The 18,172-nt window shown below is 67.3% G+C and carries 13 protein-coding genes; 4 read left to right on the top strand and 9 right to left on the bottom strand.

The features are described from left to right. Positions 1–91 precede the first annotated feature (91 nt). The 3 genes from AC4BCK_RS08365 to AC4BCK_RS08355 all read left to right on the top strand — a co-directional run bounded on the left by AC4BCK_RS08365 (position 92) and on the right by AC4BCK_RS08355 (position 5,203). Complete coding sequence (locus AC4BCK_RS08365) at positions 92–1,426, top strand: HRDC domain-containing protein (RefSeq protein WP_174179297.1); 1,335 nt, start codon at positions 92–94, stop codon at positions 1,424–1,426. Positions 1,427–1,769: 343 nt separating this feature from the next. Further along, the gene (locus AC4BCK_RS08360) at positions 1,770–3,047 is read left to right on the top strand and encodes a thiolase family protein (protein ID WP_251423296.1); all 1,278 of its coding nucleotides are present in this window, start codon (positions 1,770–1,772) and stop codon (positions 3,045–3,047) included. Beyond that, a complete protein-coding gene (locus tag AC4BCK_RS08355) occupies positions 3,044–5,203 on the top strand; it encodes a 3-hydroxyacyl-CoA dehydrogenase NAD-binding domain-containing protein (RefSeq protein WP_400511824.1) in 2,160 nt (719 codons plus the stop codon). The genes AC4BCK_RS08360 and AC4BCK_RS08355 overlap by 4 nt, the downstream gene beginning before the upstream one ends. On the opposite strand, the gene AC4BCK_RS08350 is transcribed toward AC4BCK_RS08355, so the two are convergent. The 3 genes from AC4BCK_RS08350 to AC4BCK_RS08340 are packed head-to-tail and all read right to left on the bottom strand — an operon-like array spanning position 5,204 to position 8,364. After that, a complete protein-coding gene (locus AC4BCK_RS08350; RefSeq protein WP_490566827.1) occupies positions 5,204–6,790 on the bottom strand; it encodes an ABC transporter ATP-binding protein in 1,587 nt (528 codons plus the stop codon). It abuts the gene before it with no gap. A gap of 3 nt (positions 6,791–6,793) precedes the next feature. Continuing rightward, the gene (locus tag AC4BCK_RS08345; protein ID WP_251423287.1) at positions 6,794–7,537 is read right to left on the bottom strand and encodes an energy-coupling factor transporter transmembrane component T; all 744 of its coding nucleotides are present in this window, start codon (positions 7,535–7,537) and stop codon (positions 6,794–6,796) included. Positions 7,538–7,548: 11 nt separating this feature from the next. Continuing rightward, complete coding sequence (locus tag AC4BCK_RS08340; RefSeq protein WP_400575654.1) at positions 7,549–8,364, bottom strand: ECF transporter S component; 816 nt, start codon at positions 8,362–8,364, stop codon at positions 7,549–7,551. Positions 8,365–8,576: 212 nt separating this feature from the next. Between AC4BCK_RS08340 and AC4BCK_RS08335 the strand changes: the two genes are divergently transcribed. Continuing rightward, on the top strand, positions 8,577–10,001 hold the full coding sequence (locus AC4BCK_RS08335) for a mycothione reductase (RefSeq protein WP_363955206.1): 1,425 nt from the start codon (positions 8,577–8,579) through the stop codon (positions 9,999–10,001). 21 nt (positions 10,002–10,022) lie between these two features. On the opposite strand, the gene AC4BCK_RS08330 is transcribed toward AC4BCK_RS08335, so the two are convergent. The 6 genes from AC4BCK_RS08330 to AC4BCK_RS08305 all read right to left on the bottom strand — a co-directional run bounded on the left by AC4BCK_RS08330 (position 10,023) and on the right by AC4BCK_RS08305 (position 18,152). Next, on the bottom strand, positions 10,023–11,048 hold the full coding sequence (locus AC4BCK_RS08330; protein WP_490566826.1) for a nucleoside hydrolase: 1,026 nt from the start codon (positions 11,046–11,048) through the stop codon (positions 10,023–10,025). A gap of 7 nt (positions 11,049–11,055) precedes the next feature. Beyond that, a complete protein-coding gene (locus AC4BCK_RS08325; RefSeq protein ID WP_364273819.1) occupies positions 11,056–12,033 on the bottom strand; it encodes an aldo/keto reductase in 978 nt (325 codons plus the stop codon). 7 nt (positions 12,034–12,040) lie between these two features. Then, the gene (locus AC4BCK_RS08320; RefSeq protein ID WP_174179313.1) at positions 12,041–12,601 is read right to left on the bottom strand and encodes a hypothetical protein; all 561 of its coding nucleotides are present in this window, start codon (positions 12,599–12,601) and stop codon (positions 12,041–12,043) included. Next, positions 12,598–13,215, bottom strand: coding sequence for a DUF402 domain-containing protein (locus tag AC4BCK_RS08315; RefSeq protein ID WP_363935599.1), 618 nt, complete (start codon positions 13,213–13,215; stop codon positions 12,598–12,600). The genes AC4BCK_RS08320 and AC4BCK_RS08315 overlap by 4 nt, the downstream gene beginning before the upstream one ends. Further along, positions 13,212–15,185: a 1-deoxy-D-xylulose-5-phosphate synthase gene (gene dxs, locus AC4BCK_RS08310; protein ID WP_363935596.1), complete on the bottom strand. Its 1,974-nt coding sequence runs from the start codon at positions 15,183–15,185 to the stop codon at positions 13,212–13,214. Before dxs ends, AC4BCK_RS08315 begins: the two co-directional genes overlap by 4 nt. Positions 15,186–15,326: 141 nt before the next feature. Then, the gene (locus AC4BCK_RS08305) at positions 15,327–18,152 is read right to left on the bottom strand and encodes an aconitate hydratase (RefSeq protein WP_363935593.1); all 2,826 of its coding nucleotides are present in this window, start codon (positions 18,150–18,152) and stop codon (positions 15,327–15,329) included. Positions 18,153–18,172 lie beyond the last annotated feature (20 nt).

Below are 18,172 nucleotides of genomic sequence, written 5' to 3'. Positions count from 1 at the left end.
GGGCGCCCGGGGACGGAAGGCAGCACTTTGCAGGCCCGCACGATGTCCCGCACGCAGGCGCGGACCGGCCGGCCGGTAAACTAAGGGCATCATGACCCCTAACATTCCGGATAACACCACGGCCGGCGTCCCGGCTGCTGATACCGCACCCCACATCACGGTGGAAGGCTTTGACAGCCCCGTCCCCGAAATCGTCGAACTTGCGGCACCACGGGACGGTGTTCCGCTGGTGATCGAAACGCAGTCCGGCCTGGAGCGCTGCGCTGCGGCCATAGCGGCAGGAACGGGGCCGGCTGGGGTTGACGCTGAGCGTGCTTCCGGTTTCCGGTACGGGCAGCGCGCTTTCCTGGTCCAGATCCGGCGTGAAGGCGCCGGTACCTGGCTGATCGACCCCGAGCCCTTTGGGAACCTGGACATCATCAATGACGCCCTGCGCGGCGTCGAGTGGATCCTGCACGCCGCAAGCCAGGACCTGCCCTGCCTCTCCGAACTGGGCATGTGGCCGGACAAACTCTTTGATACCGAACTCGCGGCACGGCTCGCCGGCCTCCCCCGTGTGGGACTCGCGGCCGTCATCGAACAGCTGCTGGGCTTCGGGCTGGCCAAGGAGCATTCGGCCGCCGACTGGTCCACCCGCCCCCTGCCCGAACCCTGGCTGCGGTATGCCGCACTGGACGTTGAGGTCCTGACGGAACTACGGGAGGAGCTGATCGAACTCCTGGAGGCCGACGGCAAGCTGGAGTACGCCGAGCAGGAGTTCGCTGCGATCCTGGCCGCAGGACTGCCGCCGGCCCGCGTCGATCCCTGGCGGAAGACTTCAGGGCTCCACCAGATCCGGGACCGCCGGCAGCTTGCTGCCGTGCGGGAGCTGTGGCTGGAGCGGGACTCCCTGGCGCAGAAGCGGGACGTTGCGCCCGGGAGGCTGATCCCGGACTCTGCCCTGGTGGCCGCAGCCAAGGCGATGCCGTCCACGGTGCCGCAACTGCTGGGGACCAAGGGCTTCCACGGCCGGGCTGCCCAGCGGGAGGCTCCCCGCTGGCTGCGGTGCATCGCTGCAGCCCGGGACCTGGATGAGCTCCCGCCGCTGCACCTGCCCACCAATGCGCCACCCCCGCCGCGCGTGTGGGCCGACCGCGATCCGGCTGCAGCTGCCCGGCTGGCCACCGCCCGGCCGCTGCTGCAGGCGCGGGCCGAGGAGTTGAACCTGCCGCTGGAGAACCTGCTGACCCCTGACTACCTGCGGCGGGTGGCCTGGCGGCCACCGGCGGATGTCAGCGAGGACGCGATTGCCGCGGAACTGCGCGCACTGGGGGCACGGGACTGGCAAGTGGAACTGGCCGCCCCCCTCATCTCCGACGCGTTCCTGCACCCCCAGCCGCTGCCCGCCAAGGAACCCAAAGCGGACGCAGCCCCGGCCGGCCAGTAGCCGCAGCCAACAACTCCCCAAACGCTCTCTCACTCAATGCCGGTCCAACCCAGACGCTCTCTCACTCGATGCCGGTCCAACCCAAACGCTCTCTCACTCGATGCGTGTCCAACCCCAACGCTCTCTCACTCGATGCGCTTTTTGGCGGCGCTCTCTCGCTGTACTTGAAGATCAAAGTGAGAGAGCGTTTGCCAATACGATGCATTAAGTGAGAGAGCGTCCCATCAAATCCTGGGGCCTTGCGGGCTAAGTTACTCACGAGTAACATCGAAGGTATTGCCGCCAGGCTGGCTGCCGCATCCCGGCATGCATCCGGCGCCTACGTCTCGATGAGGAGTTATACGTGAGCCACCAGGAAAGCGGCGCATCCATGCGCACTGTCCGGGACGTCGTCTTTGTGGACGGCCTCCGCACACCGTTCGGCAGGGCCGGGGAAAAGGGCATCTACGCGGGCACCCGGGCTGATGACTTGATGGTGAAATGCATCCGCGAACTGCTGCGCCGCAACCCCTCGTTGCCGCCGGAACGGATTGATGAGGTGGCGATCGCTGCCACCACCCAGACCGGAGACCAGGGCCTTACCCTGGGCCGGACCGCCGCGCTGCTGGCCGGCCTGCCCAGGACGGTCCCCGGCTTCGCCATCGACCGGATGTGCGCAGGGGCCATGACTGCGGTGACGGCTGTGGCCGGCGGAATCAGTTTCGGAGCCTATGACGTGGCGGTGGCAGGGGGCGTGGAGCATATGGGCAACCACCCCATGGGTTCAGGCGCTGATCCGAATCCGCGTTTCATGTCCGAGCGGCTGGTGGACCCCGCCGCCCTCAACATGGGGAACACCGCAGAGAACCTGCACGACCGCTTCCCGTCCATCACCAAGGAACGCACGGACGCGTATGCCGTAGCCTCCCAGGACAAATATGAGGCCGCCCGCCGCGACGGCCGCATCCAGCCGGACCTGGTTCCGGTGGCAGCCATGAAGCCCGGCCAGGGCTGGACGCTCCATACCGTGGACGAGCCGCCGCGGCCCGGCACCTCCCTGGCTGACCTCGCCGGCCTCCGCACCCCGTTCCGGGCGCACGGGCGGGTCACTGCGGGTAACGCCGCGGGCCTGAACGACGGCGCAACCGCCGCTGTCCTGGCATCGTCCGACGCGGCGGCGGAGCTTGGACTGCCGGTCAGGATGCGCCTGGTCAGCTACGCCTACGCGGGCGTTGAACCGGAAGTCATGGGCATCGGCCCGGTGCCGGCCACCGAGAAGGCCCTGAAGAACGCAGGGCTGGCTATCGGGGACATCGGCCTCTTTGAGATCAACGAAGCTTTTGCCGTCCAGGTACTGAGCTTCCTGGAGCACTTTGGCATTGCCGACGACGACCCCCGGGTCAACCGCTACGGTGGCGCCATCGCGGTGGGCCACCCGCTGGCCTCCTCCGGCGTGCGGCTGATGACCCAGCTGGCCCGGCAGTTCGAGGAGGACCCTTCCGTCCGGTACGGCATCACCACCATGTGTGTTGGCCTTGGCATGGGCGCCACGGTGGTCTGGGAAAACCCCCACCACGCCGACTACAGCGGAGCCCGGCCGGCAAACTCCGCCACCCACACCGTTTCCGAAGGAGCCGCATGAGCGCCGAAGATTTCACCCGACTTGCCGACCTGTTCCCCAACGAAACAGTGACGCATTCCTACGTCCAGGACATCGAACTGCCCGCACCGGCCGGGAAGCAAAGCCCGGGCACGTTCGCCCTCATCACCTTGGACAACGGCCTGGACCATTCCAAGCCCACCACTCTGGGGCCCAACACGCTCGTGGAGCTCGGCAAGGTCCTGGAAGGTCTGCGGGAACGCGCTGACCGGGGTGAGATCGTCGGCGTCGGAGTAACCGGCAAGCCCTACTACCTGGTGGCGGGCGCCGACCTGTCCGCCGTCAAGAACCTGGACCAGCGCGAGCACGGGCTGTGGATGGCGCAGTTGGGCCACGACGTGTACAGCACGCTGGCCGGCCTGGGCGTCCCCAGCTTCGCGTTCATCAACGGCGCGGCACTGGGCGGAGGGCTGGAGATTGCCCTCCAGTCCACCTACCGCACGGTCTCCACCGGGGCGGGCGCACTTGCGCTGCCGGAGGCCGTCCTGGGCCTGGTCCCGGGCTGGGGCGGCGTGTACATCCTGCCGCGCCTCATCGGCCCGGAAAACGCCGTGAAGGTAATGATTGAAAACCCGCTTAGCAACAACAAGACCCTGACCGGGGCCCAGGCGTTCGGCCTCGGCATCGCGGACGCCCTGTTCGAGCCGGCAGATTTCCTGGAGCAGTCCCTTGCGTGGGCGGCCGGCGTCATTTCCGGCGCCGTGGTTCCGGAAAGGGCAAACGCCGTCGATCCCGCCGATGCGGCGACCGCTGCACAGTGGGATGCTGCCGTCAAGGCCGGCCGGGCCTTCGTTGACGCGAAGACGTCCAATGCGGCGCCGGCGCCGGGGAAGGTCCTGGACATCCTCGAGGCAAACCGCACCATGACCCAGGCGGAATCCGCTGCCCTCGAATGCGAAACCCTCGCCGACCTCATGCAGACCGACGAGTTCCGTGCCACCGTGTACGCGTTCCTGGACCTCGTCCAGAAGCGCTCCAAGCGCCCCGCAGGCGCCCCGGACCGCAAGCTCGCCCGTCCTGTCACGAAGGTGGGCGTTGTTGGCGCGGGCCTGATGGCCAGCCAGCTGGCACTCCTCTTTGCCCGCCAGCTCAAGGTCCCCGTGGTGATGACGGACATCGACCAGGCCCGGGTGGACAAGGGCGTGGGCTATGTCCATGCCGAGGTGGACAAGCTGCTGGACAGGAAGCGCATCAGCCAGGACGCTGCCAACCGGACCAAGGCCCTGGTGACGGGGTCTGTGTCCAAGGACGCTTTCGCGGACGCCGACTTTGTGATCGAAGCCGTCTTCGAAGAGCTGAACGTCAAGAAGCAGGTCTTTGCGGAACTCGAGGCTATCGTCTCACCCGACTGCATCCTGGCCACGAACACCTCGTCACTGTCCGTCACTGCCATGGCGGAGGACCTGCAGCACCCCGGGCGCGTTGTGGGCTTCCACTTCTTCAACCCGGTGGCCGTGATGCCGCTGCTGGAAATCGTCCGCGCCCCCAGGACAGACGACGCCGTGCTCGCAACCGCCTTCGAGCTGGCCAAGGGACTGAGAAAGACGGCTGTGCTGGTCAAGGACGCCGCCGCGTTCGTGGTCAACCGCATCCTGCTCCGGCTGATGGGAGAGGTGACGGCAGCGTTTGACGAGGGCACCCCCGCTGAGGTGGCGGACAACGCCCTGCGGCCCATGGGCCTGCCCATGACGCCCTTCACCCTCGGCGCCATGGTGGGGCTCCCCGTAGCCCAGCACGTCCAGGAGTCGCTGCACGCTGCCTTCGGCGAACGCTTCGCCGTGTCTGCCAACCTGCAGAAGCTCATCGACAACGGCGTGAAGAGCCTGTGGGCAACAGGACCGGACGGTTCGCAGGAAATTCCGGAGTCCACGCTGGCGCTGATGTCCTTCGGCACCTCCCCTTCAACGTCGGAGCAGGTGCTGCGGCGCACGCAGGATGCCCTGGCGGAGGAAATCGGCCTCATGCTCGCCGAGGGCGTGGTTGCCGCTCCCGAGGACATCGACCTCTGCATGATCCTGGGCGCGGGCTGGCCCATGTTCCTGGGCGGCATCACCCCCTACCTCGACAGGGTAGGTGCCTCAGAGCGCGTCAACGGACGGCGCTTCCTGCCGCCGGGAGTGGCATCGCGCCCTGCCTGATTAGCCGTCCAGCCGGCCGCCGTTGAGCGTCACCACGCGGTGCGCCACGGCCCGCGCATAGTCAAGGTCATGCGTGACCAGCACGACGGCGGCGCCCTCCCCTGCCGCGGAACGCACCGCAGCGTCCAGCAGGGCAAGGCCGCCGCCGTCCAGCGCCACGGTGGGTTCGTCCAGGGCGAGGACTGCCGGTTTGCGGGCAAGCACCGTGGCCAGGGCGAGGAGGCGCTGGCCTGATGCGGGAAGTTCGGCGGGGTGCGCGTCGGACGCCCCCGCAAGGCCGACGGCGGACAGCGCCTCCAGGGCACGGCCGGCGGCCTCGTCGGGGTGGAACAGGCGGTCCAGGCCGAAACGCACTTCGCGGAGGGCGGTCCGCTCGAACAGCTGGTCCCGGGGCTGCTGGAACAGCAGTCCCACGGAATGTGCCGCCTCGCCGGCCGACTCCCCTGCAATGTCCCTGCCGTTGACCAGCACGCGGCCGGCGGTGGGCCGCAGGAGACCGTTGACATGGCGCAGCAGCGTTGATTTTCCTGCTCCGTTGGGGCCGGTCACCGCCACGATCTCGCCGCGCCGGACGCGCAGGCTGATGCCTTGAAGCACCTGAGCGGAGGCATGGGCTGCAGTGCTTCCGCCCCGGATCCGGCGCCAGGTTGTCCTGCCGTTTGCTGCGTTGCCCCTGGTGCCGTAGCCGAAGCAGACCCCGCGGAGTTCCAGCGCAGGGACACCGGCGCCGCCGCGTGGCAGCAGACGGTCCGCGTGTGCCGCCCCGGCATGGTCCACGGCCGGTGCAGGCGCGCCGCCGGAGGCCCGAATTCCGGGCGGCAGCAGCCCGGAGCCGGCCTGCAGCCCGGCCGGGGTGCCGCTTCCAGTGACGCTGCCGTTCTCCAGGACAACCCAGGTTCCGGCGGCCAGGAGCGGCGCGTCGACCACCTGGCTGAGAACCACGACGGCGGTTCCGAGCCTCACGAGGTCCTGCAGCAGGCGTGCCAGCCCGGCAGTTCCCGCAGTGTCCAGCGACGCAAAGGGCTCATCCATGATCAGCACCCGCGGCCCGGCGATAATGGCGCAGCCGATGGCGAGGCGGCGCATTTGCCCGCCGGAAAGCGAGCCCGGATCCCGTTCCAGGAACTCCGTGAGCCCGAGGAGGGCTGCAGTGTGCTCCACCGCGGCTTTCATGGCCTGCCGCTCCACTGCCGCGTTTTCCAGCCCGAACGCGAGTTCTTCCGCCACAGTTGCCCGCACCGTGGACAGGACGGCGGCGGGGTCCTGGGGAACGAAGCCAACGTGGCGGCCCCATTCCGCGGGGTTGATCCGCGGGTCGCCGCCAGCGCCGAACTCCAGGCGCGTGCCCGCGAGTTCAAGGAAGCCGCGGAGGGTGCCTCCGGTTTCGGGCGGAAGCCATCCGGACAGCAGCCGGCCCAGGGTGGACTTGCCGCTTCCGGAGGCCCCGAGGACGGCAGTCAAGGTTCCCGGAGCGAGGTCGAGATCAATTCCCTCCAGCACGGGGAGCCCGTCCCCGTGGTAGGTGAAGCTCCGGATGCCGGCTGACAGTACCGGCAGGGATTCCGTTGAGTGCGGCGCGGCGGACATGGCTCAGCTTCCTGCCTGGGTGAGCAGCAGCCGCGCCGCGACCGCGGCTGCTGCGGCGGCCAGCAGGGCGGCCCGGAGCACGCGCTGGCCCCGCGGATCCGGAACGGCCCGGTAGCTGGTCCGGGGCCCGGGATTGCTGAAGCCCCGCGCTTCGAGGGCCGCTGTCCGGGTGCCGGCATCCTCGATCAGGGATAGGACCAAGGGCACTGCCTGGAGCCGGAACGCGGCCGCGCGGTGCAGCAGTCCGCGGCGGACCACCAGTCCGCGGGATTCCTGTGCCTGCCGGATCCGTTCCACGCGGGAGGTGATGGCCGGCAGCAGGGTCAAGGTGGAGGCCAGCACGAACGCGAACCGTCCGTGGAGACCGCGCGAGGACAGCACCGCCACCAGGTCCGGCACGCGGACGCTGAAGGAGAACACCAAAAGGGCAAGGACCACCGCCCCCAGCTGCGCTGCCCTTTCCAGGGCGAAGGCAAGCCCCTCCGCGGTGACGCGTGCCATTCCCCATTGGGCCAGGACTGTCCGCCCCTCGGGGAAGAACAGCCCGTGCATGACCAGCAGCGACAAGCCCAGCGGGAGCAGCACTGCCGCTGCCGCGGGCAGCAGCCTCCGTGCCGTGCCGCTCCGGGCCGAGAGGGCCACGGCAGCACCCATGACGGCGAGGGACAGCGGCAGGCTGGCTGCCGCCGTCGTGATCACTGCCGTGCTGCCGGCGGCTGCCAGGGAGGTCAGCGGGTGGAGGCGCATGGGCAGGGTGGTCAGGAGTCCTGTCCGGGTGTGGTTCCGGCCAGCACGCGGTGCCGGCGGACAAACGGGAACTGCAGGCGCGCACGGCGGGGAAGGGCGTAGGCCAGGACTGCCACCACGGTGAAGACGATCGCCTTGTCCATGGGATCGGAGATGAGCGCCTGCTTGGTAATGGCGGCCAGCAGGGTGTCCCCCATGGACCGGAAGGCGCTGACGATGGCACCGGTGGCCACGCCGGAGGTGCCGCCGAAGACGAAGGCCGCCACCGGCGCGGACACCACTCCCCCAATGATCCCGGTGACGAAGCCAGCAACGGGGGCGAGGTAGAAGCGTCGGAACATGCCGTGGCGCGCGGCGAGTCCCGCCAGGCAGCCGATCAGTGCGGCGCCGGCTGCGAAGGGCAGCACCGTGGGGTTGAAGAAGGACCAGACAATGCTGCTGAGCGCTCCGGTGGCGGCGCCTGCAGCCGGTCCTGCCAGCACGGCGATGAGGACCGTGCCGATCGCATCGAGGTAGAACGGGACCAGGGTGCTGCCCACGAACTGACCGAGCACGATGTTCAGCACCAGGGCGACGGGGATCAGCACCACGGTGGAGGCCGGCAACGCCGGGAGGACGGCGACGATCAGCAGGATGGCACCCGCCAGGAAGCCGGAGAGGGCAATGAGGGCGGACGCGCTGCCGGGCCCGCCGGTGATGTCAGCCGGCTGGTTGAGCACAAGGTAGATGTAGGTGGCGGCGATGGCCACCGCGCCAAGGATTTCCAGCAGGCGGCGTTTGCGGGCGGCGGCCGGTGCCGGGGCGGACATCGTCAGAGAGGGCGACATGGAGTTCCTTCAGGGTGCGCGTGGAGGCCCGGGAGTCCGGGCCGGTGGAACGCTGCGTATGTCACCTCGGCAGCTGGCGGCAGGCTGCTGCGCCTGTTCCGTCCGCGATTATTCTACTGGCGAAGCACCGCTGCCGGGGCATCCGGTCCCGGACTGCCCTAGACTGCCCGGACAGGCAAATTCCGCCTGCCGTTGCCGTGGAAAGACCCGCCATGCCCCACTATGACCTCGCCATCATCGGATCCGGCTCCGGCAATTCTCTGATCACGCCATATTGGGACAACAAGCGGGTGGCCCTCATCGACGGCGGCGTCTTCGGCGGCACCTGCCTCAACGTGGGGTGCATTCCCACCAAGATGTTTGTGTATCCGGCCGGGCTGGCCGCGGCGCACCATGAGGCAGCCCGGCTCGGGGTCGACCTCAGCCTGGACAAAGTGCACTGGAACGGGATCCGCGACCGGATATTCGGCCGGATCGATTCCATCTCCTCAGCCGGCCGGGACTACCGGGCAAAGGAACTGGACCATGTTGACCTCTATGAGGACTACGCACACTTCACCGGGCCCCGGGCCCTGCGGACCGAATCCGGTGTAGATATCACGGCTGAGCAGGTTGTGGTTGCCGCAGGCTCCAGGGCCGTCCTGCCCGATGTGCCGGGAATCGGCCTGCCGCAGGTGCACACCTCGGACACCGTGATGCGGATCGACGGGCTGCCGGAAAGGGTGGTGGTGGTTGGCGGCGGATACATTGCGGCTGAGTTCGCGGGGATCTTCCACGGTTTCGGCTCGGTTGTAACCCAGGTCAACCGCTCGCACCGGCTGTTGCGCGGGCACGACGCCGACATCTCCGTGCGGTTCGCGGCGGCTGCAGCAAGCCGGTGGAGGCTGGAACTGGGCTTCTCGCTGCAGTCCATCAAGGACACCGGCACCGGCACCGTTGAGGTGAATTTCGCCGATGCCGAGGGCCGGCCGCTGTGCGTCCCGGCGGATGTTGTGCTCCTGGCCACCGGCCGGGTTCCCAACACGGACCGGCTGGGCGTGGAGGCCGCTGGGTTCGACGTGGACGACGACGGAACCCTGGCCGTGGATGCCAGGCTGCGGGTCCTTTCCCACGGCGAGCCGCTGGACGGCGTCTACGCCCTGGGCGACGTAGCCAACCGGTACCAGCTCAAGCACGTGGCCAACCGGGAAGCCCGCGTGGTGGCGCACAACCTGGAGCACCCGGACCGGCTGCGCCGCATCGACTACACCGCAGTGCCCGCCGCAGTCTTCTCCAACCCGCAGGTGGCATCGGTCGGCCTCACCGAGGAAGAAGCCCGGTCACGGGCAGCCGCGGGAACCGACATCGTGACCGCCGTCCAGGACTACGGCACCACCGCCTACGGCTGGGCCATGGAGGATGGCGAAGGAGTCGTCAAACTTGTGGCCGAAAAGTCCTCAGGCAGGCTGCTGGGTGCCCACATCCTGGGTCATGAAGCATCCATCCTCCTCCAGCCCCTGGTCCAGGCCATGGCCGGGTCGGTGCCCGTCCATGAGCTGGCCCGTGGCCCGTACTGGATCCATCCGGCGCTGACCGAGGTGGTGGAAAATGCCCTCCTGGCACTGGACGTCGACCTGCCGGAGGACGCCCCGCTGTAGTTCCGCCGTCGAAAGCGGCCGCTAGGCGAGCCGGGCGGCGAGGCCGCCCACCGCTGAGACCAGCTCGGTGAAGGCCGCTGCGGGATAGTTGGCGGAGACCACGCGGGCGTTCGGCGGTGCGCCCCAGAGTCCGCGGAAGTCTGCCACCGTGGTGCCAGCCAGGAGCGGCGACCCGGTCTCGACGTCCACCGTGGCTGGACGGGCCTCAAACTCCAGGGTGCCCGCTGCGACGCCGGCGGCGAAGAAGTCGTGGACGTGGGCCAGGTATCCCTGGTCGTAGTGCCGGTGGAACTCGAAGTAGAACCGCAGGGCGTCGGACAGGTGCCGGACGAGGGTGTTGTCCGAGGTGCTGCGCAGTCCCTCGGGTTGTCCAGGCAGCACCAGTTCGGGGATGCGGGCACCGGCCGCTTCCGCCAGCCGGCGCACGTGGTGGGGGTGCATTTCCATCCGCTCGGTGGTGTCCAGGGAGCAGACAATGGGAAGTTTCTCCGGTGCCCGGCCCCGGAAAGCGGCGTACACTTCCTTGGCGGCGTGCGGGTCCACGTGGGTGTTCCACTCCGCAGTGGGCGTGGTGTTGCCTTGGTGGTAGAAGCTGCCGCCCATGATCACCACCTTGGCGAGCAGTTCGGGAAGTTCCGGTTCCTGCCGCAAGGCCAACGCAAAGTTGGTCAGCGGCGCAGTGATGAGGGCGGTAAGCTCCCCTGGCCGGTTGCGGGCGTGTTCAACCCAGAGGTCGACGGCGTTCCGCTCCGACACCGCCCCGGCCGGCTGGGGCAGGACCGCGTAGCCAATTCCCTGCGGTCCGTGGGTCTCGGGAGTGGTGAGCAGCGGTATGGCCAGCGGTTCGCGTGCGCCGATGGCCACTTCCACTCCGGGCCTGCCGCACAGTTCGAGCAATGCCAGGGTGTTGCGCGCCACCTGGTCCGCGTCCACGTTCCCGGGGGTGGCTGTCACGGAAACGAATTCCGTACTGGGCAGGGAGGCAAGGTAGGCCAGGGCCAGGGCATCGTCGATGCCCGTGTCCACGTCCAGCAGGAAGGCGGTCATCCCGGTCCTAGAACAGGGCAACCCTGGGAGCGGCAGGGAAGATGCTGTCCAGCTCCGCGAGGTCCTTCTCCGAGGGGGCCCAGCCGGCTGATTCAGCGTTCTGGCGGACCTGTTCCGGCCCGGTGGCGCCGGCGATGACGCTGGCCACCGAAGGCTGGGCTGCCAGCCAGGAAAACGCAACCTGGATTTCGGTCAGGCCGCGTTCCCGGGCGAAAGTGCTGAACCTGCCCAGTTGGTCCCAGTCGGCGTCGTGGACCAGGTGCTGGCGGGTGTGGCTGAGGCGCGATCCGTCCGGGGCATGGCCGGGCGAGTACTTGCCGGTCAGCAGTCCGTTCGCGAGCGGGAAGTAGGGCAGGACGCCCAGCCCGAACTCCTCTGCCGCCGGCGTCACCTCAAGCTCCGCGCGCCGATCCAGGAGGTTGTAGTGGTTTTGCGTGGAGATGAAGCGGGCGCATCCCAGTTCCCGCGCAACGTACTCCGCCTGGGCGATCTGCCAGCCGGCACGGTTGGAGTGCCCGATGTAGCGGACTTTGCCGCTGCTGACGAGGGTGTCCAGTGCGGACAGGGTCTCGTCGATGGGGGTCAACGGGTCCGGCGTGTGGAACTGGTAGAGGTCGATCCAGTCGGTGCCTAGCCGCCGCAGCGAGGCTTCCACAGCCTGGATGATGTAGCGGCGTGAGCCGCGGGCACCGAAGTCCGGGCCGCTGGCACCCTTCATGTCCATGCCGAACTTCGTGGCCAGGACAATGTCCCCACGCCTGGTGCCCAGCGCCTTCCCGAGCATCGCCTCACTGAGCCCTGGTTCCCGCCCGTACGTGTCGGCAACGTCGAACAGGGTGATCCCGGCGTCGATCGCTGCGTGGACGACGCCGTCCGTGGCCTCCTGGGATTCGGTGGCGGTGTTGGCGCGGCCGAGATTGTTGCAGCCAAGGCCCACCGTGGACACGGTCAGGCCTGACTTGCCGAGGCGGCGGTAGGTGGGCATGGTGCTCCTAGAGGCTGAAGCCGGCAGCGGGCTTGGCGGAGTGCTTGAGCTTGAAGGTGGTGGGCTCGGTGAAGGGGGCGGCCCCGATGCTCAGCTTGGTGAAGTCCAGGTCCTCGCCGCGGATGCAGACCTTGACGGCGTTGACGGCCTTGTTCACCTCCGGGCACAGGCAGAAGATGTTGAGCTTGTAGTCGGTGAATTCGGAGCGTTCCACCGTCCCCAGCCCGCGCCAGGCCAGATGGCTGATGAGCGCGTCGGTGGCTTTTTCCTCCAGGTAGCGGTCCCTGTCGGTGCCCTCCCGGGTCTTCAGCGCGAACTGGGCCACCACCCAGAACTGTTCCTTCTCCGGAATTTCGGCGTAGCCGTCCTCGGCGCACTGGGCTGCGAAGGCGTCCAGGAGGCTCTCCGCCGCCTCGGGCGTGGCGACGTCCGTTTCCTCGGTTTTGCTCTGGTGCCCCACAACGCCGTAGTTCATCACGAACTGGCCGTAGTCCTCGTCGTACCAGGCCTCCCGGAAATGGAGGGTGCCCTCGTCGTCGCGCTTGTAAACCCTGACAATTCCGCTCATGACCGTCCTTTGGTAAACCATTCGGCGTCGGTGCCGTCGAACGGTGCGTGCTGCGCCTTCACGGCCTGGTAAAGCTGGTCCGCCGTTGCCTGGAGGGATTCCACCAGTACTGCGGGATAGTCCATGGCAACGCGGTGTTCCGCGAATTCGTCCTCGTCATCGATGAACACGCCCCTGCCGGCCGTATGGACGACGTCCAGGTCCATGTCGATGACGTGGAATTCTGTGACTGCGGGGCGGATGGTGCTCCACTCGTGGGCCACGGCAAGGTCGATGTAGACCCGCATGCCGCCCGGATGGGCGTCATCGTAGAAAGTGGCCACCCAGTCGCCTTCACGGGGCACCAGGAGCACGGCATCTGATTTGGTGTAAAACGCCGCGCCGGGTCGCGAACAGAATTCATTGGTGCCCTGGAAGATCCACCAGCCATGCCGGTCCTCGCCGAGGTAGCGGCCCGGTACCACCCAGTGGGCTTTGCCGTTCCATTTACGGTTCCGTGCCACCACCAGCTGGCCGGGCTCCAGGTTCTCCGGTACCCGCGTTGCGGCCGTATGGCTTTCCCCGGCAGGCTCCCCCAGGACGCCGGGGTATTTCAGCTCAGCCTCTCCCCTCACAGGATCGGAAGGCTGCCGGTGGTGGGGTGCTGCTGGCCGGGCAGGGGACGCGCAAAGGGGACCTTTGTGCCGAGGACCTGCGCGACGACGTCGTGCGTGATCTGCTGGGCGGTCAGGCCGACGCGTTCAAGGATCTGGTCGCGGGTGCCGTGGTCCAGGAACTCGACCGGCAGGCCGACCTCGTTCAAGGCCGTATCCACCCCGGCCGCCCGCATTTCCTGGCGGATCCGCGAACCGACCCCGCCGGCACGGACGCCGTCCTCGATGCAGATCACCAGGCGGTGGTGCGATGCCAGCGCGATGATGGAACGCGGGACGGGCAGGACCCAGCGCGGGTCCACCACAGTGGTGCTGATGCCCTGCGCGCCGAGGCGGTTGGACACGTCCAGCGCCAGTTCGGACATGGCGCCCACGCTGACGATCAGGACGTCGTTCTCTGTGGAACCGCTGGGCCGCCGGGCCAGCACGTCCACGCCGTCGCTGAGGCGTTCAAGCGCTTCCACTTCCGCGCCGACGGATCCCTTCGAGAAGCGGACCACGGTGGGTGCATCGCCAATTGCCACGGCTTCGCGCAGTTCCTCGCGCAGCCTGCTGGCGTCACGGGGCGCCGCCAGGTGGAGTCCGGGGACGATCTGGACCATGGACATGTCCCACATGCCGTGGTGGCTGGCGCCATCCGGCCCGGTGACGCCTGCGCGGTCCAGGACTATAGTGACGCCGGCCTTGTGCAGGGCAACATCCATCAGGAGCTGGTCGAAGGCCCGGTTCAGGAAGGTCGCATAGACGGCCACTACCGGATGCAGCCCGCCAAAGGCCATGCCGGCGGCGGAGGTGAGGGCATGCTGTTCGGCGATGCCGACGTCGATCACGCGGTCCGGGTGCCGGGCCGCGAATTTGTGCAGGCCGACGGGGATGAGCATGGCTCCGGTGATGCCGACGACGTCCTTCCGCTCATCCGCGATGGCCGCTATTTCGTCGGCGAAGACCGAGGTCCAGGACTGGGCGCCGGCGGCACCTGTGGGCTCGCCGGTTTCGGGGTCGATGATGCCGACGGCATGGAACTGGTCCGCCTCGTGGGCGCGGGCGGGTGCGTAACCGTGGCCCTTCTCGGTCATCGCATGCACAATGACCGGGCCGCCGTAGTGCTTGGCTGTGGAGAGGGCGTGCTCCATGGCCTGGAGGTTGTGGCCGTCCACGGGGCCGATGTACTTCATGCCGAGGTCCTCGAACATGCCTTGCGGAGCCCACCAGTCCTTGATGCCCTTTTTCATGGCGTGCAGGCTCTTGTAGGTGAACTGGCCCGCCGGTCCCCCGTTTTGGAGTTTCTTTTTCCACCAGTCCAGCGCCACTTCGTATGCCGGTGCGGTCCGGAAGGAGTCAATCGTGGGGCGCAGGGAGGCGAGGTAGTCCGCGAAGCCGCCGACGGTGGGCGCGTAGGACCTGCCGTTGTCATTGACCACTATCACCACGCGGCGTTTCTTGTCCGCGGCGATGTTGTTTATGGCTTCCCAGGCCATGCCGCCGGTCAAGGCACCGTCCCCCACCACGGCGACAACGTACCGGTCGCCTTCACCGGTGAGCTGGCGGGCGCGGGAGATGCCGTCCGCCCACGACAGGGAGGATGAGGCGTGCGAGCTCTCGACGATGTCGTGCTCGGATTCGGCCCGGGAGGGGTATCCGGAGATTCCGCCCTCCTGGCGCAGCGTGCTGAAGTCCTGGCGCCCCGTCAGCAGCTTGTGGACGTAGGACTGGTGCCCGGTGTCGAAGACGATGCTGTCACGGGGAGAGTCGAAGATGCGGTGCACGGCAAGGGTCAGTTCCACCACGCCGAGGTTTGGTCCGAGGTGCCCGCCCGTCTGGGAGACGTTCGTGATCAGGAAGTCCCTGACCTCCGAAGCCAGCTGCTTCAGCTGGTCTTCGGACAACTCGTTCAGGTCCTGCGGATTCCGGATGGTCTCCAAGATTCCCACTGACCCCTCCTTCAGGTGGTAGACGTGCCGTTTAACTCTAACGCCTTGGCCCGCAGGACAAGGCTCACCTGCACAGCCGAAGCCCCGGCTGGTCGGTGACCGGCCGGGGCTTCGGAAGGTGGTGCCTGCTGTCAGGAACCGCTAGTTAGCGGAGATCTGGCGCAGGACGTACTGCAGGATTCCGCCGTTGCGGTAGTAGTCCGCTTCACCGGGGGTGTCGATGCGCAGGACGGCGTCGAACGTCTTCGAGCTGCCGTCCTCGGCAGTTGCCGTGACCTTGAGGGTCTTGGGCGTGGTGCCCTCGTTCAGGGCGGTGACGCCCTCAACCGAGAACGTCTCCGTGCCGGACAGGCCCAGGGTTGCGGCGGATTCGCCGGCCGGGAACTGCAGCGGCAGGACGCCCATGCCAATGAGGTTGGAGCGGTGGATGCGCTCGTAGCTCTCGGCGATGACGGCCTTGACGCCCAACAGCGCGGTACCCTTGGCAGCCCAGTCACGGGAGGACCCGGAACCGTATTCCTTGCCGGCCAGGATCACCAGCGGAGTGCCGGCTGCCTGGTAGTTCTGCGCGGCATCGTAGACGTAGGCCTGCGGGCCGCCGTCCTGGGTGAAGTCGCGGGTGAAACCGCCCTCGACGCCGTCCAGGATCTGGTTCTTGATGCGGATGTTCGCGAACGTACCGCGGATCATCACCTCGTGGTTGCCGCGGCGGGATCCGTAGGAGTTGAAGTCCTTGCGCTCCACGCCATTGGCCAGGAGGTACTGGCCGGCAGGGGTGTCGGACTTGAACGAACCGGCCGGGGAGATGTGGTCGGTGGTGACCGAATCGCCCAGCTTCAGGAGCACGCGGGCGCCCGTGATGTCCTTGACCGGCTCCGGCTCGGCCTGCATGCCCTCGAAGTACGGGGGCTTGCGGACGTACGTGGAGTTCGGATCCCAGGCGAAGGTGTCGCCGGCGGGCGTGTCGAGCGCCTTCCAGCGGTCGTCACCCTCAAAGACGCCTTCGTAGCCCTTGGCGAACATTTCCTTGTCGATCGAGGAATCGATGACCTGCTGGACCTCAACCGGGTTGGGCCAGATGTCCTTCAGGAAGACGTCGTTGCCTGCTTCGTCCTTGCCGAGGGCGTCGGTTTCGAAGTCGAAGTCCATGGAACCGGCCAGGGCGTAGGCGATGACCAGCGGCGGGGAGGCCAGGTAGTTCATCTTGACGTCCGGGTTGATGCGGCCTTCGAAGTTGCGGTTGCCCGAGAGGACAGCTGCGACGGCGAGGTCGTTGGCCTGGATTGCTTCGGAGACCTCGGCTTCCAGCGGACCTGAGTTGCCGATGCAGGTGGCGCAGCCGTAGCCCACGATGTAGAAGCCAAGCTTCTCCAGGTAGGGCGTCAGGCCCGACTTCTCGTAGTAGTCGGTGACAACCTTCGAGCCGGGGGCAACGGAGGTCTTGACCCACGGCTTGGCCGTGAGGCCCTTTTCGACGGCGTTGCGTGCCAGCACAGCGGCGGCCAGCATGACCGACGGGTTGGACGTGTTGGTGCAGGACGTGATGGATGCGATGGTGACCGCACCGTGGTCCAGCTCGAACTCGCGTCCGTCGGCCATTTTGACCGGAACCGGGCTGGAGATGCGCCCGGCGCCGCCGTGTGCCGCCGAGTACTTCGGGGGCTCGCGGTCGGTGTCGGAGATGTGGGTCGAACCAGCCGTGAAGGAAGGCGCATCGGAGGCCGGGAAGGACTCCTCAAGCGACTCGTCCAGGGTGCCGGCGTCGGCATCGTGGGCGACGTAGTTCTTCAGGTCGTGGCGGAATTCGTCCTTGGCCTCAGTCAGTTCGATGCGGTCCTGCGGGCGCTTGGGGCCGGCGATGGACGGAACAACCGTGGACAGGTCCAGTTCCAGGTATTCGGAGAACTTGATCTCGCGGGAAGGATCGTGCCAGAGGCCCTGTTCCTTGGCGTAAGCCTCTACCAGTGCCACGTTCTGGTCTGACCGGCCGGTGAGGCGCAGGTAGTCCAGGGTGACATCGTCGATCGGGAACATGGCAGCCGTGGAACCGAATTCCGGGCTCATGTTGCCGATGGTGGCGCGGTTGGCCAGCGGCACAGCGGCAACGCCTTCGCCGTAGAACTCCACGAACTTGCCCACAACACCGTGCTTGCGGAGCTGCTCGGTGATGGTGAGCACCACGTCGGTGGCGGTGGCGCCGGCCGGGATGGAGCCGGTCAGCTTGAAGCCCACAACACGCGGGATCAGCATGGAAACGGGCTGGCCCAGCATGGCTGCCTCGGCTTCGATGCCGCCGACGCCCCATCCGAGGACGCCCATGCCGTTAACCATGGTGGTGTGGGAGTCGGTACCGACGCAGGTGTCCGGGTACGCACGGAGCGCACCGTCAACTTCGCGGGTCATGACCGTGCGGGCCAGGTATTCGATGTTGACCTGGTGCACGATGCCGGTTCCCGGCGGGACAACTTTGAAGTCGTCAAAGGCGGTCTGGCCCCAGCGCAGGAACTGGTAACGCTCCCCGTTGCGCTGGTATTCGATCTCCATGTTGCGCTCCAGCGCGCCGGAGTTGCCGAAGGCATCGATCTGGACCGAGTGGTCAATGACCATCTCGGCAGGCGCCAGCGGGTTGACCCGCTTGGGATCGCCGCCCAGTTCCTTGACCGCTTCACGCATCGTCGCCAGGTCAACCACGCAGGGAACGCCGGTGAAGTCCTGCATGATCACGCGTGCAGGCGTGAACTGGATTTCTGTATCGGGCTGGGCATTGGGATCCCAGCCTGCCAGGGCGCGGACGTGATCGGCAGTGATGTTCGCGCCGTCCTCGGTCCTCAACAGGTTTTCAAGCAATACCTTGAGGCTGAACGGAAGGTTTTCTGCACCTTCAACGGAGTTCAACCGGAAAATTTCGTATTCGGTTCCGGCTACATTAAGTTTGCCTTTTGAACCGAAGCTGTCCACAGTGCTCATCGCAGGACTCCTCTCGCAAC

It is taken from the genome of Pseudarthrobacter sp. As-47, assembly GCF_058215595.1.
The sequence above is the reverse complement of the archived record's forward strand: the minus strand, read 5'-3'. Positions and strand labels throughout refer to the sequence as shown.